This is a genomic window from Allokutzneria albata (genome assembly GCF_900103775.1).
GTDB lineage: Bacteria > Actinomycetota > Actinomycetes > Mycobacteriales > Pseudonocardiaceae > Allokutzneria > Allokutzneria albata.
Window position 1 is genome coordinate 4,556,962 of sequence record NZ_LT629701.1, and the last position, 14,203, is coordinate 4,571,164.

Genomic DNA, 14,203 nt, shown 5'->3' on the forward strand with positions numbered 1-14,203 from the left:
CACGCAGTTCCCGATCGGGCCATGCTAGGTCACGGAGTCATAACATCCGCGTGAGATCACCAGGACCGGGAACCTCTGTGGAGAGCAGGTACGAACGGCAACTGCGCAGGTACGGCGCATCGCGTCGTGGCAGGAAGGGGTACACCCCATGGGCTTCATCGCTTGGATCGTGCTTGGCCTGATCGCCGGTGCTCTGGCGAAGGCGATCATGCCGGGGAAGGACCCGGGCGGCATCATCGTCACGATGCTGCTGGGCATCGTGGGCGGCGTGCTGGGCGGCTGGATCGGCCGCACGCTGTTCAAAGCCGACGTCGACTCGTTCTTCAGCCTCAGCTCGTGGCTGTTGGCCATCCTCGGCGCGGTGATCGTGCTCGCCATCTACCGGCTCATCGTCGGGAACCGCCGTTCCCACGCCTGACCCCACCACCGACCCGAACGGGGCCGCGGGCCACCTGCCCGCGGCCCCGTTCCGTGCTCTCGTGGCCCGTCCGTTCGGCGGATTCTCGCGCGGGAGGATCGCCGACATCCTGTGCTCACTGACCCCCGGTCCCCATCGCAGGCATGGGATCCCTTGCCCGGGGCGAGAGGAGCAACAGCATGAGGGCACGACTCGTGACCGCCGCGCTCGTGGCGGCGGCCCTGGGCGTCGCGACCCCTGCCGCGGCCGTGGCAACGCCCGCGGGGAAGCCGTCGTACGAGACCTGGATCTCCGACGTCGGCGTGATCGCCGAGCAGCTGGAGGGCTACCTGACCTCGCGGCTGACCACCCCCGGTGAGAAGACCGCGATCACGCTGGACATCGACAACACCACGCTGGAGACGGCCTACCACCCGCAGCTGACCACCCCGGCGATCAAGTCGATGCTCAAGGCGGTTCGGCTGGCCAAGTCCAAGGGCGCCGCGGTCTTCTTCATCACCAACCGCCCCGAGGCGCTCGGCCTGCCGACCAAGGCCAACCTGGTCGACGTCGACTACCCCGTCGACGGGCTCTACCTGCGGCCGTGGTTCAACTTCGAGCCGACCGAGAAGGTCAAGACCGACGCGCGCAAGGCGGTCGAGGCCAAGGGCTACAAGATCGTCGCCAACGTCGGCAACAACACCTGGGACCTGGCGGGCGGGCACGCCGAGCGCACCTTCAAGCTGCCCGACTACAACGGCGCCCTCGACTGAGCAGGCGCTTTCAGAACCCCATGACGTCGCGCGCGGACGCCGCCATGAGCCTGAGGATCTCATCGCGGTCGTCCGCCGCGACGGAGTTGACGTTCTTGCGCTCCTTGCACTTCGAGCACTCGTGCACGATGCGGATCTTCTGGCCCTTGAGGAACGCGTGCACGGGACGCATCAGCCCACCGCACTCCGCGGCCCGGTCCCCCGGCTCCTCGTCGACGTGGCGCGACCACAGGCAGCCCGGGCAGTGGTTGGTGTAGCCGTTGCCGCGGACCGCGCGGCCGCAGTTGCCGCACTCGAAGTCCTCAACCACCCTGCGGAACACCGACCACCTCCATGACCGACGACGAGGCACGACGCGCCCGTCTGCCCGCGATCACCACGCCCACGACGAGCAGGACTGCGCTGACCGCGACCATCCCGGTGGACAGCGCGACGATCTCTGGCGACACCCCGCGCCTGCTGGCCTGCCCGTAGACGTAGACCGGCAGCGTGGTCGACCCGACCCCACCAAGATAGTTCGAGGTCACCACGTCGTCGAAGGACAGCAGGAAGGCGAGTGCCGCGCCCGCCGCCACCGCGGGCAGCACGAGCGGCCACGTCACCGTGCGGAACGCGGTGAACGGCCCGGCGCCCAGGTCGGCAGCTGCCTCTTCCAGACGCGGGTCCATGCCGCTCAGCCGGGCGCGGACCACGACGACCACGAAGCTCAACGAGAACGACACGTGCGCGACGAGCAGCGCCCAGAAGCCCAGGGGGATCCCGGCCAGCTTCACGCAGAACGCCAGCAGGCTCACGCCCAGCACGACCTCCGGCACCACCATCGGCAGCGTCAAGACCAACACCCAGGCCGATCGACCGCGGAAGGCCCTTCGCAGCCCGAACGCGGCGAGCGTGCCGATCACCGTGCACACGACCGCGCTCGTCGACGCGAGCCGCAGCGTGAGATCCAGTGCCAGCAGGACACGCTCGTCGTCGAGCAGTTCGGCGTACCACTGCAACGAGAACCCGGTGAACCGGCTGACCGACCGCGACGAGTTGAACGACACCAGGGCCAGCCAGCCGATCGGCGAATACAGGAACGCGAAGACCAGCACCACGACGACAGCGAGCTTCCAAGGACGCCGTTTCACAGCACGTCCTCCCCACGTTTTCCGCGCACTGCAAGGACGATCGCGACGAGCCCGAGCAGCACCACGGCCATCGCCGAGCCCAACGGCCAGTTGTTGCCACCGCGGAACTGGTCATCGATCACGCTGCCGAACGTGGACTGGTCGACGCCACCGAGCAGCTTCGGAGTCACGAAGTCCCCGGCAGCGGGCACGAACACCAGCAGCGAACCCGCGAGGACTCCTGGCGCGACGCCGGGAAGCACTATGTAGCAGAAAGTGGACAGCCGCCCGTGGCCGAGGTCGTAGGACGCTTCGACCTGCCGGTAGTCCATGCGCTCGCAGGCGACGTAGAGCGGCAACACCATGAAGGGCAAGAAGCCGTAGCTCAGCCCGAGCACGACAGCGCCGTCGGTGAACAGGAAGCCGCTGCCGTCCAGCAGGGCCTTCCAGGCGTAGATGCGCGCGAGGAAGCTGGACCAGAACGGGATCAGCACTGCGGCGAGCAGCAGCGACCGCCACCGTCCGCCGTGCCGCGCGATGAACCACGCCAACGGGAATCCGAGCAGCAGGCAGATCACCGTGGTCAGCCCCGCGTAGACCACCGTTCGCCCGAAGATCGGCAGGAACGCCGGATCGAGCACGCTGCGGTAGGCCTGCGTCGTCCACGGCAGCACGACACGGAGCACTCCGAGATCCCTGGTGGCGAAGCTGTACTGGGCCACGAGTGCCATGGGGGCGAGGAAGAACACGGCCAGCCAGACGCCGGCGGGACCGAGCACGAGCGCCCGGCGCAGGGCGGTTCTCACCCTGTTTTCACCTTGGTCCACGCATCCGCGTACCGGGCCTCCACCTCGGGCCCGAGGTCCTTGGTGAACGGCAGCCGCGCGAGCACGTCGGCGGGCGGGTACACCAACGGATCGTCGAGGAGCCTCTTGTCGATGAAGGGTTTCGCGGCCGCGTTCGGACTTCCGTAGCCCACGGCGTTGGTCAGCGCCGCCCCGACGTCGGCGCGCAGGATGTGGTCGATGAACCGGTGCGCGTTCAGCGCGTGCGGCGCGTCCTTGGGGATGCACAACAGGTCCACACCGAAGAGACCGCCTTCCTTCGGGATCGTGAACGCGATGTTCGGGTTCGCCTTGCGCGCCTGGAACACGTCGCCGGAGTACGTCTGCGCCAGCACCATCTGCCCGGACGTCAGCGGCTGGATCACGTCCGAGCTGATCTGCCCGAGCTTCTTCTTGAGGCTCAGCATGTACTTCACGGCGTCGTCGATGTGCTTGGCGTCGGTGGTGTTCGGGTCGTGCCCGAGCGCGAGCAACCCGATGCTCATCCCCTCGCGCGCCTCGTCGAGCACCATGCTCCGGCCCAGCGCCTCGGCCAGGTCGAACGCGGAGAACCCGGTGACCCGGCCGCCGAGCACCGTCTTCGAGTAGGCAAGGCCCGTCGTGCCCCACGCCCACGGCACGGAGTGGCGGTTGCCCGGGTCGTAGTCGGCCTCGGCGAAACGGCGCTCCAGGTTGGCCAGGTTCGGGATGAGGTCGCGGTCCAGCTCCTGGACCAGCCCGCCGCGCACGAACCGGCGCAGGAAGTTGTCGCTGGGCACCACGAGGTCGTAGCCCGCGCCGCCGGAGGCGATCTTCGCTTCCATCTCGTCGTTGGAGCTGAAGTTGTCGTAGGTGACCTTGATCCCGGTCGCCGCCTGGAAGCTGCTGATCGTGTCCGGGGCGATGTAGTCGGTCCAGTTGTAGAAGTTCAGCCTGGGCTCGTCCACCCGGTTGACCGCGCGCCCGCCCGGCCTGTCGGGGTCGCCCTGCGGGGCCTCGGAGATCCCGCACGCGGCGAGCCCGTTCGCCGCGATCGCGAAGAAGGCCATGGAGCGCAACATGGTCCGCCTGCTCGACCGCTTGCCGTCCCACAACCGCGCGACGCGCACGCTACCGGGCATCGTTGTTCTCCTCGTCGACGAGGCTCTCGTCAAGAAGCACCGTGAACTCCGGGTCCCAGGCCATGCACACCGGCTGACCGGGAGTACCCGCGTCGGAAACCCTACGAGCGTTCTGCACGAACGCAACCATCGATCCACCACGGCGTAGCTCGACGACGTACTGGGTGGAAACGCCCGTGTACACCACGTCGGCCACGGTCCCGCTCAGCGCGCACCAACCGCTGGGCACCTGGTCCACGTCCTCGTGCAGGTGCAGCTTTTCCGGCCGCACGGTCAGGGCCAGCGCCTCCCCCGCCCGCACGGCCCGTCCCTCGGGCAGGGCGGCGCGCAACCGGTGCACACCGTCCGTGGTCAGCTCCACCCACTGACCATCCACTTCGGACACACGTCCGTCGAGGATGTTCGAGGTGCCGATGAACCCGGCGACGAACCGCGTCGCGGGCCGCTCGTAGACGTCCTCCGGGTATCCGACCTGTTCCAGCCGTCCCGCGCGCATCACCGCGACCCGGTGCGACAGGACCAACGCCTCTTCCTGGTCGTGGGTGACGTAGAGGAAGGTCGTGCCCACCTCGCGCTGGATGCGCATCAGCTCGATCTGCACCTGCTTGCGCAGCTGGGCGTCGAGCGCGCCGAGCGGTTCGTCGAGCAGGAGCAGCCGCGGTCGGCACGCCAGCGCCCGCGCGATCGCGACCCGCTGCTGCTGGCCGCCGGAGAGCTGGCCGGGACGGCGGTCCGCGAAGCGGCCCAGCTGCACCAGCTCCAGGTGCTCGTCGACCCGCCGCCGCAGCTCGGCACCCCTGACCTTCTTGCGGCGCAGGCCGTACGCGACGTTGTCCCGCACGCTGAGGTGGGGGAACAACGCGTAGGACTGGAAGACGGTGTTCACGTCGCGCCGGTAGGCCGGCACGCCGACCATGTCGACGCCGTCCAGCTCGATGCGGCCGCTGTCCGGGTCGTCGAAGCCCGCGATCATGCGCAGCAACGTGGTCTTGCCGCAGCCGGAGGGACCGAGCACGGAGAAGAACTCGCCCTCGTGCACGCGCAGCGACACGGAGTCGACCGCGACCTGGCCGTGGAAGCTCTTGCGCACCTCGTGGACGCCGACCTCGACCGGGGCGTGGAGATCCGGGGTTCGGTGCTCGGCCGGGCGGAACCCCGTCGACGGCTGGACGGTCACTCCGGGTGAGCCTAGAGGAGGTGGCGGGGCGGGGTCGGCAAGGCCACTCCGGAGGGGATCACACGGGGTGGATGTGCGACGATAACGCCGCTCCAACCATCACCCGGGAGGTAATCGTGGCGACCCAGCAGTCCGCTGAGCTGGAGAAGCACGACGCGCACGCCCACCACGCCACCGACCCGCACGCGGAGCCGTCCGAGGCGTGGGGCTGGCACGGCGAGTTCCCGCGCGCCACCCGGGCCGCGGGCTGGATCTGCGCCGCGATCATGTTCATCATGCTGATCGGCAACCACAAGGGCTGGAACGAGAACGTCTGGCTGATCGTCCTGGGCTCCGGCATGGTCGGCATCCTGCTGCTGGACAAGGTCCGCCGCCGCACCTCCTGGCGCCGCTGACCGCGCTCGGACCACGGCTCGTTCCACGGGTCCAGCCACTTCCGGTCCCTGAGGCAGGAGGTGGAACGGGTGGCACCGATGAGCCGGATGAGCTTCCTGACGTGGACCGGCTTGAGCTGCATCGGCCATCCCGCCGACAACATCAACCCGCCTAAACCGTGGGCGGGCAGGGCGTCGCACGGGTTGGTCCTGAACGCCCGGTACGACGGCGCGGAACCTGAGCGAGCCAACCGGCTGGCGACTGTTCACCTACAACGGTCACTGCCACGGCACGTACTCGGAGTTCCGTCCCTGCGTCGAGGCGGTCGCCGACAGGCACCTGCCGACCGGCGAGCTGCCAGCGCCGGGCGCGAACTGCGGTTAGTCGCGTCAGAGACCCAGTACTCGACGCAGCCCCGTGTCCACGTCCCGCATCAGGCTCGTCGAGACCTCTCCCACTCGCTCCGTGAGGTGACTCTTGTTGAGGGTCACCAACGCGGTCACGTTTGCCACCGAGTCTCGAGGCAGCCCCGTCACGGAGGCCGGCAGAAAGACGTTCCCTGGAGCGGTGGCCAGCTTGGTGTTCGACGTGAGGACTGCGACGAGCACGGTCGCCAGCCGGCTCGCGTTGTAGGGATCGGCCTGAACCACCAGCACCGGGTGGCGCTTGGCCGGTTTTGAGCCGTCCACCTCGCCGAGCTCGGCCCAGTGGATGCCGCCTCGTTCGATCACCACTCGTCGTCGACCTGAGCCAGTACACGCCGGCCTGCACCGGCAGCCGCGGCAGCGGAGTCGTCCTCGTCACCGATGACCTCAAGAGCCGCGTCGATCTCGTTGGTCAGGGACTCTTGCTCCAAGTGCTCCAAGTAGTAGCGCGCCGCCCGCGCATAGAATTCCGAGCGCGTGACACCCAGACACTTCGCAGCGCGCTCCACCTCGGCGAACGTCTCGTCAGGAATAGAGATCGCCGTTTTCACAGAGCAGAGTATAACCGGGTATTACCCAGCTTCCAATCGTCCGCCTAGCCTTCGGCAGCGAGCTGACCGCAGGCTGCCGCGATCTCCTGACCACGGGTGTCCCGCACGGTGCACGCCACGCCCTGGGCCTCCACCCGGCGCACGAAGTCGTCCTGCACGTGCTTGGGCGAGGCATCCCACTTCGAACCCGGAGTCGGGTTCAACGGGATCAGGTTGACGTGTGCGAACTGCCCCAAGTGCTTGCGCAGCACCTGCCCCAGCAGATCCGCCCGCCACCCGTGGTCGTTGATGTCGCGGATCAACGCGTACTCGATCGACACCCGCCGACCGGTCCGATCCGCGTACCCCCGTGCCGCGTCGAGGACCTCGGCGACCTTCCACCGGCTGTTCACCGGCACCAGGGTGTCCCGCAGCTCGTCGTCCGGCGTGTGCAGCGACACCGCCAGCCGCACCTGCAGGCCCTCCTCGGTGAGCTTGCGGATCGCGGGCACCAGACCGACCGTCGACACGGTCACCGACCGCTGCGAGATTCCCAGACCGTTCGGCGCGGGATCGCAGATCCGCCGCACCGCGTCGATCACCCGCTTGTAGTTCGCCAGCGGCTCGCCCATGCCCATGAACACGATGTTGGACAGGCGACCGGGCCCGCCCGGCAGCTCGCCGTCGCGCATCGCGGCGGCGCCGAGACGGACCTGCTCCACGATCTCGGCGGTGGAGAGGTTGCGCTGGAGCCCGCCCTGCCCGGTCGCGCAGAACGGGCAGGCCATCCCGCAGCCGGCCTGGCTGGAGATGCACAGCGTGGCCCGGCCCGGGTAGCGCATCAGCACGCTCTCGATCAGCGTGCCGTCGTGCGCCCGCAGCAGGCTCTTCCGCGTGGTCCCGTCGTCACACGTGACCTTGCGCAGCTCGGTGAACAGCGCCGGCATCAGGTCACCGACCAGCTTGTCCCGCGTGGCGGCCGGGATGTCGGTCATCTCGGCCGGGTCGACCGTGAGGCGGCTGAAGTAGTGGTTGGCCAGCTGCTTCGCCCGGAACGGCTTCTCCCCCAGCGCGACGACGGCCTCCTGCCGTTCGGCAGGGGTGAGGTCCACCAGATGGCGCGGCGGCAGGCCGCGCTTGGGCGCGTCGAAGACGAGAGGTAGTGAAGTCATGGCGGAGACGATTGTCCCACGTCGCGACGGGCTCCCGGCACGCCGCCGGTCAGACCCCCGGCCGCTGCTTCTCGATCAGCAGCGAGGTCAGCTCGGCGGGGTGCACGTCCACGGTGATGTCCTCGATCTCGACCAGGGACTCGTTGACCTCCACGACGGGGGCCGCGGCGAGCGCGCAGACGCTCAGGGCCATTCCGATGCTGCTCAGACGCATTGCCTTCTCCTGCTGATGGGACGAAACGGACACAAGATCAACAATGGTACTGCTCCGTTCGGAGCAGTACGCCGCGAGGTCGCCGATATTCGGCGTTGCATCGCGATACGTCAGCGATATATCGTTAACTCGTCGGCCAGCGCGGTCGGCACCGACAGAGGAGGAACCTCATGCATCCGCACAACGACCACTACGGCCCGTCCTGGGGTCCGCAGCACCAGCACTTCGGCTTCGCCCCGCAGGCTCGCGGCGGCTACGGCTTCCAGCCCGGCCGCGATCCCTTCGGCGGCCCTCCGCCGTTCCCGCCCGCGCCACCGCAGCCGCCCGGCTGGGGCGGGGGTCCGGGTTGGGGGCACGGCCCGGGCTGGGAACGCGGCCGCGGCCGGGACCCCCGCGCGGGCAGGCGGCGCAGGGGCAACGTGCGCGCGGCACTGCTCGCGCTGCTCACCGAACGCCCCATGCACGGCTACGAGATGATCCAGGAGATCGCCGAGCGCTCCGAAGGCGCGTGGAAGCCCAGCCCCGGTTCGGTCTACCCCACCCTCCAACTGCTCACCGACGAGGGATTCGTCAGCACCGAGGAGGCGGAGGGACGCAGGTTGCACACGCTCACCGAGGCAGGTCGCGCCGAGGCCGAGAAGATCGACACCGAGGAGCTGTGGGGCGGGCTCACCAACCCCGTCAGCCCGGCGGAGAAGCAGCTGCGCGAAGCCTACGGCCAGTTCAAGATGGCGCTGCAGCAGGCGGCCTACGCGATTCCCGCGGAGGAGCAGGTCCGGCTGCTGGGCATCTTGAAGGAAGCGCGGCGGCAGATCTACACGCTGCTCGCGGAGCACGGCTCGATGGACGACCGGCTCGACGAGGACTGAGTCCTCACGGCATGAGCAACCCGGTCGGCTTGCGCCGCACCCGCATGCGGTAGCCGACCGGCAGCGTGAGGCCGGTGGTCTGCGCGATCGCCCGCTCCGCGACGGCCGGGGAGAACTCGATCCGCAGCACCGCCGCCAGGCTCTCCCGGTCCCGGAAGCGCCACAGCGTCTCCAGCGCCCGGTACGAGAAGCCCTGCGCGGTGAAGAACTCCTCGATCTCGTTCGGGTCGTAGCCGGGCAGGTCCTCGCGCAGCCAGGTTCCGTAGGGCGCGCTCGTGGCGTCGAGATCCACGATCACCAGTGCGCCGCCGGGTCGCAACACGCGATCCGCCTCGGCCATCCCGCGTTCACAACCGGGGCCGAAGAAGTACGCCGTCCGCGCGTGCACGAGGTCGACGCTGTTGTCGGCCAGGGGGAGCCGCTCGGCCGAGCCGTGGCGAAGCTCCACATTGGCCAGTCCGGCGATCCGCTGCCGCGCCCTGCGCAGCAACGGCCGATGCGGCTCCACCCCGATCACCCCGCGCGCGCTCGCGGCGAACTCCGGCAGGTGGAACCCGTCCCCGCAGCCGACGTCCACCACGTCCAGCCCCGCGAAGGGGCAGTCCTCGCGCAGCGCGCGCCAGATCACCCCGCCGTGGTCCTGCGCCTGGTTCTCGATCTCGTAGACCTCAGGCCAGTTCCAGATGTTGGGGCTGGGCACCACCGCCGCAGGGCGCACACCGGCGAGCGCGGCGCGCACGTAGTTCCGCACCCCTCAACCGTAAGCGAGTTTGCCCACGAGAGAGCGAGAACACCTCATGCGACTACCCGAATACACCTTCGTCACCGCCCGCCGGCACGAGGCCGGGCGGCGCGCCGCCCGCGAACGGCTGGCGCGCCGATCAACCGGGGATACAGCGGTGGGAACGGTTCGCGCGCCTGGCCGTCGAGCGGGCCGGGTGGCTCCGGTCGCGGCTGCCCGACCGGCCAATTGAGACAGCGGTGTCGCAATCCCGCCCGAATGGACGCAGTGTGTTGGGATTTTTCCGGCGTACCGTTGATCAATAGCCGATCCTGCCTGCTCACCCAGGAGGTCGCCGTGGTCAGCCCGATGCCGCACAGCGCTCATGATCCGGTCAGTGGAACGCCGTCCTGGGTGGACGTCGCGACGCGCGATCTCGAAGCGAGCAAGGAGTTCTACGCCGAGTTGTTCGGCTGGGAGTTCGAGACCGAACACCACCCCGCCATCGGCGACTACACGTTCGCGATGCTCGACGGCCAGCCCGTCGCGGGACTGCACGCGCTGCCGAACCGGCTCAGCGACTATCCGACGTGGAACCTCTACCTCCGCATGCGGCGCATCGAGACCGCACGCGCCCGGGTGCGCAGGCTCGGCGGCAAGGTGCACTACGGCCCGCTGGAGATCGAGGGCCACGGATCCCTGCTGATGCTCGACGATCCCAGCGGGGCGCGGGTGGGCCTCTGGCAGCCGACCCGCCCGTGGCGCTTCGTCACCCGCAGACCGGGCACCTTCGGCTGGGCCGACCTGAACACCCACCTGGCGCACCGGGCGGACTCGTTCTTCGCGACGCTGTTCGCCTTCACCCCGCGCCAGGTCGGCGACGGGAAGCGGTTCGACTACACGACCTGGTGGCTGCAGGGCAAGCCGTACCTGGGCAGGCTCGCGATGGGGCGCGACTACCCGCCCGAGGTCCCGCCGCACTGGATGATCTACTTCAACGTCAGTCCCCGCGTCGGCACGGACGTCACCGCCGACCGCGCGCTGATGCTGGACGGCGCGATCGAGGTGGACCCGTTCGACTCGCCGTACGGCCGGACCGCGGTGCTCCGCGATCCGGGCGGCGCGACGTTCTCCGTGATCGACCCGTCCAGGCGGGCGATCGTGCGCTACTACGACGAGCGCTTCGACGACTGACGCTGTCTAGGCGGGCACGAACAGGCTGAGCAGCAGCCACGAGACCACGGCGGACGGCAACAGCGAGTCCATCCGGTCCATCAGTCCGCCGTGGCCGGGCAGCAGCGTGCCCATGTCCTTGATCCCGAGATCCCGCTTGATCAACGACTCCGCGAGGTCACCGGCGGTGGCCGTGATCACCAGCGCGATGCCGAAGAGCACGCCCTGCCACCACTGGCCGTCCAGCAGCAGGGTCAGGCTGAGCGCGCCCGCGACCATGCCGGCCAGCAGTGATCCGGCGAAGCCCTCCCAGGACTTCTTCGGGCTGATCCGCGGCGCCATCGGGTGCCTGCCGAAGAACACCCCGGCCGCGTACCCGCCGGTGTCGGAGGCCACCACACCGAGGATGAAGGCGATCACCCGCCCGACGCCGTCCTCCGGCAGCACCAGCATCGCGGCGAACGCGGCGAACAGCGGCACGTACGCGGCGGTGAACACCGAGGCGGTGACGTCGCGGACGAAGCCGTCGACGCCGCCGCGGAAGCGCCACGCCAGGCAGGCCAGGATCGTCACGACGAACGAGGCCAGCACACCGTCCCTGCCGTAGGGCCAGGACAGCCACACCATCGCCTGGCCGCCGACGAGCACGGGCAGCAGCGCCACCACGACGCCTCGGCTGCGCTTGAGCGCGCCAGCGAGCTCCCATGTGGCCACCGCCACCGCGGCGGCGATCACCGCCAGGAACGAATGCCGGAAGGTCAGCAGGGTGAGCAGGATGACCGCGCCGAGGCCGACCCCGACGCCGATCGCGGCACCCAGGTTGCGCCCGGCTCGGGACGCGGGCTTGCCGGAGTCGGAGTCGCCGTCCGGCGCGTCACCCGACGCGCCGGACGCGCTCTCACGATCCCCGGCCAACACGGTGGGGGAGACAGGAGTGGGTCATACCTCGAGCAGCTCGGCTTCCTTGTGCTTGACCAGCACCTCGACCTGGCCGACGTACTTGTCGGTGAGGTCCTGGAGTTCCTTCTCCGCGCGGGAGCCCTCGTCCTCGCCCGCCTCACCGTCCTTGACGATGCGGTCGAGCTCCTCCTTGGCCTTGCGGCGGATGTTGCGGATGGAGACCTTGGCGTCCTCGCCCTTGCCCTTGGCGACCTTCACCATCTCCTTGCGGCGCTCCTCCGACAGCTGCGGGATGATCACGCGGATCACCGTGCCGTCGTTGGTCGGGTTCACCCCGAGGTCGGAGTCCCGGATCGCCTTCTCGATGGCGTTGAGCTGGCTGGCGTCGTAGGGCTTGATGACCGCCATCCTGGCCTCGGGGACGTTGACGCTGGCCATCTGGTTCAGCGGCGTCGGCGCCCCGTAGTACTCGATGTGGATCCGCGAGAACATGGCGGGAGTCGCCCGGCCGGTGCGCACCGACTGGAGCTGCTCCTTGGCGACGGACACCGCCTTGTCCATCTTCTCCTCGGCGTCGAAGAGAGTCTCGTCGATCACGGCTTCTCCTTAGTGTGCGTGCCGATGGAGCGGGCTGGCGTGGATACCAGCACTTCTCACGCCGGTACCGGCTCGGCGGGGGTGCTCACCAGCGTGCCGATCTTCTCACCACGCACCGCGCGCGCGATGTTGCCCTCCACCAAGAGGTTGAAGACCAGGATCGGCATGGCGTTGTCCTTGCAGAGGCTGAACGCCGTCGCGTCGGCGACCTCCAGGCCCCTGACCAGAACCTCCTGGTGGGTGATCTGGTCGAAGCGCTGCGCGCCCGCGTCCTTCTTGGGGTCGGCGGTGTAGACGCCGTCCACGCCCTTGGCCATCAGCACGACCTCGCAGCCGATCTCCAGCGCGCGCTGGGCGGCGGCGGTGTCGGTGGAGAAGTAGGGCATGCCCACGCCCGCGCCGAAGATGACCACGCGGCCCTTCTCCAGGTGCCGCTCGGCCTTGCGCGGGATGTAGGGCTCGGCGACCTGACCCATGGTGATCGCGGTCTGCACGCGGGTGTCGATGCCGAGCTTCTCCAGGAAGTCCTGCAGCGCCAGGCAGTTCATCACCGTGCCGAGCATGGCCATGTAGTCGGCCCGGTCGCGCTCCATGCCGCGCTGCTGGAGCTCCGCCCCGCGGAAGAAGTTGCCGCCACCGATGACGACGGCCACCTGCACGCCGGTGCGGACCACGTCGGCGATCTGGGTGGCGACGGTTTCCACGACGTCGGGGTCGACACCGACGGAGCCACCGCCGAACATCTCGCCGCCGAGCTTGAGCAGCACCCTCTTGTAAGGCGGGTGCAGCATCCCGTCGTCGGAGCTCACGTCAATCCTCCTCGCGTCCCGCCGCGGCGGGGTCGTGTCGGTGCCACGGTTGTCGATGGCACGGTCGGCACACGTGCCGAGGGCGGGGCCGCCGCGGCGTGTTCCGCGCAGCAACCCCGCCCCCTGTGGAAACTCAGTTCTGGCCGACCTCGAAGCGCGCGAACCGGGTGACGGTCACGCCCGCGTCGGACAGCAGGGCCTTCACGGTCTTCTTGGAGTCCTGCACGGAGGACTGCTCCAGCAGCACGGCGTCCTTGAAGAAGCCGTTGAGGCGACCCTCGACGATCTTGGGAAGGGCCTGCTCCGGCTTGCCCTCCTCGCGGGCGGTCTTCTCCGCGATCTCGCGCTCGTGCGCGACGATGTCGGCGGGCACCTCCTCGCGGGTGACGTAGCGCGGCTTCATCGCGGCGATCTGCAGCGCGGTGCCGCGGGCCACCTCCTCGCCCTCGCCGGTGAACTCGACCAGCACGCCGACGGCGGGCGGCAGGTCCGAGGAACGGCGGTGCAGGTAGGTGCTGACGACGCCCTCGAAGACGACGACCCGGTGCAGCTCCAGCTTCTCGCCGATCTTGGCGGAGAGCTCCTGGACCGCCGCGTCGACGGTCCGGCCGTCGAGGTCCATGCCCTTCAGGGCCTCGACGTCGGCGGGCTTGTTGGCCTTGGCGACGGCGACGATCTTGTTCGCCAGCTCCTGGAAGGCGTCGTTCTTGGCGACGAAGTCGGTCTCGCAGCGCAGCTCGACCATGACGCCGCCGTCAGCGGCCACCAGGCCGTTGGCGGTGGTGCGCTCGGCGCGCTTGCCCACGTCCTTGGCGCCCTTGATGCGCAGCAGCTCGACGGCCTTGTCGAAGTCGCCGCCCGACTCCTCGAGCGCCTTCTTGCAGTCCATCATGCCGGAGCCGGTCAGCTCGCGGAGCCGCTTGACGTCGGCCGCGGTGTAGTTGCCCATGGTGCTGTGTTCCGTCCTTGGTTCGGTGCGAGGAAGGGCGTTGGTGCTCGGGTGGGTCCGACCCGCGC

General features: G+C 69.2%; 19 protein-coding genes and 1 pseudogene. 6 read left to right on the top strand and 14 right to left on the bottom strand.

Annotated elements, in window-relative coordinates:
* Nucleotides 1–148: 148 nt before the first annotated feature.
* Nucleotides 149–418 carry a GlsB/YeaQ/YmgE family stress response membrane protein gene (locus BLT28_RS20235; protein ID WP_030430495.1) on the top strand — a complete coding sequence of 90 codons (270 nt, stop codon included), beginning with the start codon at nt 149–151 and terminating at the stop codon, nt 416–418.
* A 179-nt stretch (nt 419–597) separates the two neighbouring features.
* Complete coding sequence (locus tag BLT28_RS20240) at nt 598–1,170, top strand: HAD family acid phosphatase (RefSeq protein ID WP_030430496.1); 573 nt, start codon at nt 598–600, stop codon at nt 1,168–1,170.
* Between the two features lie 10 nt (nt 1,171–1,180).
* Here BLT28_RS20240 and BLT28_RS20245 read toward each other — a convergent pair whose 3' ends face one another.
* From BLT28_RS20245 to BLT28_RS20265, 5 genes are read right to left on the bottom strand one after another with little or no spacing between them, the layout of a single operon-like run.
* On the bottom strand, nt 1,181–1,492 hold the full coding sequence (locus BLT28_RS20245) for an RNHCP domain-containing protein (RefSeq protein ID WP_052407496.1): 312 nt from the start codon (nt 1,490–1,492) through the stop codon (nt 1,181–1,183).
* On the bottom strand, nt 1,473–2,300 hold the full coding sequence (locus BLT28_RS20250; protein ID WP_030430498.1) for an ABC transporter permease: 828 nt from the start codon (nt 2,298–2,300) through the stop codon (nt 1,473–1,475). The genes BLT28_RS20245 and BLT28_RS20250 overlap by 20 nt, the downstream gene beginning before the upstream one ends.
* Entirely contained in the window at nt 2,297–3,085 is a 789-nt protein-coding gene (locus BLT28_RS20255) for an ABC transporter permease (protein WP_043812142.1), read from the bottom strand. Before BLT28_RS20255 ends, BLT28_RS20250 begins: the two co-directional genes overlap by 4 nt.
* Complete coding sequence (locus BLT28_RS20260) at nt 3,082–4,224, bottom strand: polyamine ABC transporter substrate-binding protein (RefSeq protein ID WP_030430500.1); 1,143 nt, start codon at nt 4,222–4,224, stop codon at nt 3,082–3,084. The genes BLT28_RS20255 and BLT28_RS20260 overlap by 4 nt, the downstream gene beginning before the upstream one ends.
* Entirely contained in the window at nt 4,214–5,401 is a 1,188-nt protein-coding gene (locus BLT28_RS20265) for an ABC transporter ATP-binding protein (protein WP_043812143.1), read from the bottom strand. The genes BLT28_RS20260 and BLT28_RS20265 overlap by 11 nt, the downstream gene beginning before the upstream one ends.
* A 116-nt stretch (nt 5,402–5,517) precedes the next feature.
* On the opposite strand from BLT28_RS20265, the gene BLT28_RS20270 reads away from it, so the two are divergent.
* Together BLT28_RS20270 and BLT28_RS42900 are read left to right on the top strand one after the other, a co-directional pair.
* A complete protein-coding gene (locus BLT28_RS20270; protein ID WP_030430502.1) occupies nt 5,518–5,796 on the top strand; it encodes a DUF2631 domain-containing protein in 279 nt (92 codons plus the stop codon).
* 205 nt (nt 5,797–6,001) lie between these two features.
* A pseudogene (locus tag BLT28_RS42900) lies at nt 6,002–6,160 on the top strand (alpha/beta hydrolase); the annotation flags it as partial.
* 5 nt (nt 6,161–6,165) lie between these two features.
* On the opposite strand, the gene BLT28_RS20280 reads toward BLT28_RS42900, so the two are convergent.
* Genes BLT28_RS20280 through BLT28_RS40305 form a run of 4 tightly spaced genes read right to left on the bottom strand, consistent with a single transcriptional unit; the run spans nt 6,166 to nt 8,117 of the window.
* Nucleotides 6,166–6,507 carry a type II toxin-antitoxin system PemK/MazF family toxin gene (locus tag BLT28_RS20280; protein WP_269459599.1) on the bottom strand — a complete coding sequence of 114 codons (342 nt, stop codon included), beginning with the start codon at nt 6,505–6,507 and terminating at the stop codon, nt 6,166–6,168.
* Nucleotides 6,504–6,752, bottom strand: coding sequence for a ribbon-helix-helix protein, CopG family (locus tag BLT28_RS20285; RefSeq protein WP_030430504.1), 249 nt, complete (start codon nt 6,750–6,752; stop codon nt 6,504–6,506). Before BLT28_RS20285 ends, BLT28_RS20280 begins: the two co-directional genes overlap by 4 nt.
* Nucleotides 6,753–6,796: 44 nt before the next feature.
* Nucleotides 6,797–7,903, bottom strand: a complete 1,107-nt coding sequence (gene rlmN, locus BLT28_RS20290; protein ID WP_030430505.1) for a 23S rRNA (adenine(2503)-C(2))-methyltransferase RlmN — start codon at nt 7,901–7,903, stop codon at nt 6,797–6,799.
* Between the two features lie 49 nt (nt 7,904–7,952).
* Nucleotides 7,953–8,117: a hypothetical protein gene (locus BLT28_RS40305; protein ID WP_156051101.1), complete on the bottom strand. Its 165-nt coding sequence runs from the start codon at nt 8,115–8,117 to the stop codon at nt 7,953–7,955.
* A gap of 170 nt (nt 8,118–8,287) precedes the next feature.
* On the opposite strand from BLT28_RS40305, the gene BLT28_RS20295 reads away from it, so the two are divergent.
* Complete coding sequence (locus tag BLT28_RS20295; RefSeq protein WP_052407497.1) at nt 8,288–8,986, top strand: PadR family transcriptional regulator; 699 nt, start codon at nt 8,288–8,290, stop codon at nt 8,984–8,986.
* A gap of 4 nt (nt 8,987–8,990) precedes the next feature.
* Here the strand turns inward: BLT28_RS20295 and BLT28_RS20300 are convergent, their stop codons facing one another.
* Nucleotides 8,991–9,737, bottom strand: coding sequence for a class I SAM-dependent methyltransferase (locus BLT28_RS20300; RefSeq protein WP_197683882.1), 747 nt, complete (start codon nt 9,735–9,737; stop codon nt 8,991–8,993).
* Between the two features lie 285 nt (nt 9,738–10,022).
* On the opposite strand from BLT28_RS20300, the gene BLT28_RS20305 reads away from it, so the two are divergent.
* Complete coding sequence (locus BLT28_RS20305; protein ID WP_162184864.1) at nt 10,023–10,901, top strand: VOC family protein; 879 nt, start codon at nt 10,023–10,025, stop codon at nt 10,899–10,901.
* Between the two features lie 6 nt (nt 10,902–10,907).
* On the opposite strand, the gene BLT28_RS20310 is transcribed toward BLT28_RS20305, so the two are convergent.
* From BLT28_RS20310 to tsf, 4 genes are all read right to left on the bottom strand, one after another.
* Nucleotides 10,908–11,798 (bottom strand): phosphatidate cytidylyltransferase, encoded by an 891-nt coding sequence (locus BLT28_RS20310; RefSeq protein WP_030430509.1) that lies wholly within the window; start codon nt 11,796–11,798, stop codon nt 10,908–10,910.
* Nucleotides 11,799–11,819: 21 nt separating this feature from the next.
* Nucleotides 11,820–12,377 carry a ribosome recycling factor gene (gene frr / locus BLT28_RS20315; protein ID WP_030430510.1) on the bottom strand — a complete coding sequence of 186 codons (558 nt, stop codon included), beginning with the start codon at nt 12,375–12,377 and terminating at the stop codon, nt 11,820–11,822.
* A gap of 56 nt (nt 12,378–12,433) precedes the next feature.
* Nucleotides 12,434–13,168 carry a UMP kinase gene (pyrH, locus tag BLT28_RS20320; protein ID WP_030430511.1) on the bottom strand — a complete coding sequence of 245 codons (735 nt, stop codon included), beginning with the start codon at nt 13,166–13,168 and terminating at the stop codon, nt 12,434–12,436.
* Nucleotides 13,169–13,319: 151 nt separating this feature from the next.
* Nucleotides 13,320–14,135: a translation elongation factor Ts gene (gene tsf, locus BLT28_RS20325; RefSeq protein ID WP_030430512.1), complete on the bottom strand. Its 816-nt coding sequence runs from the start codon at nt 14,133–14,135 to the stop codon at nt 13,320–13,322.
* Nucleotides 14,136–14,203: the final 68 nt, after the last annotated feature.

Excerpts from the sequence above, each read along its gene's own strand:
- BLT28_RS20235 (WP_030430495.1), top strand. The coding sequence starts at position 149 with ATGGGCTTCATCGCTTGGATCGTGCTTGGCCTGATCGCCGGTGCTCTG.
- BLT28_RS20240 (WP_030430496.1), top strand. The coding sequence starts at position 598 with ATGAGGGCACGACTCGTGACCGCCGCGCTCGTGGCGGCGGCCCTGGGC.
- BLT28_RS20260 (WP_030430500.1), bottom strand. The coding sequence starts at position 4,224 with ATGCCCGGTAGCGTGCGCGTCGCGCGGTTGTGGGACGGCAAGCGGTCG.
- rlmN (WP_030430505.1), bottom strand. The coding sequence starts at position 7,903 with ATGACTTCACTACCTCTCGTCTTCGACGCGCCCAAGCGCGGCCTGCCG.
- BLT28_RS40305 (WP_156051101.1), bottom strand. The coding sequence starts at position 8,117 with ATGCGTCTGAGCAGCATCGGAATGGCCCTGAGCGTCTGCGCGCTCGCC.
- BLT28_RS20295 (WP_052407497.1), top strand. The coding sequence starts at position 8,288 with ATGCATCCGCACAACGACCACTACGGCCCGTCCTGGGGTCCGCAGCAC.
- pyrH (WP_030430511.1), bottom strand. The coding sequence starts at position 13,168 with ATGCTGCACCCGCCTTACAAGAGGGTGCTGCTCAAGCTCGGCGGCGAG.
- tsf (WP_030430512.1), bottom strand. The coding sequence starts at position 14,135 with ATGGGCAACTACACCGCGGCCGACGTCAAGCGGCTCCGCGAGCTGACC.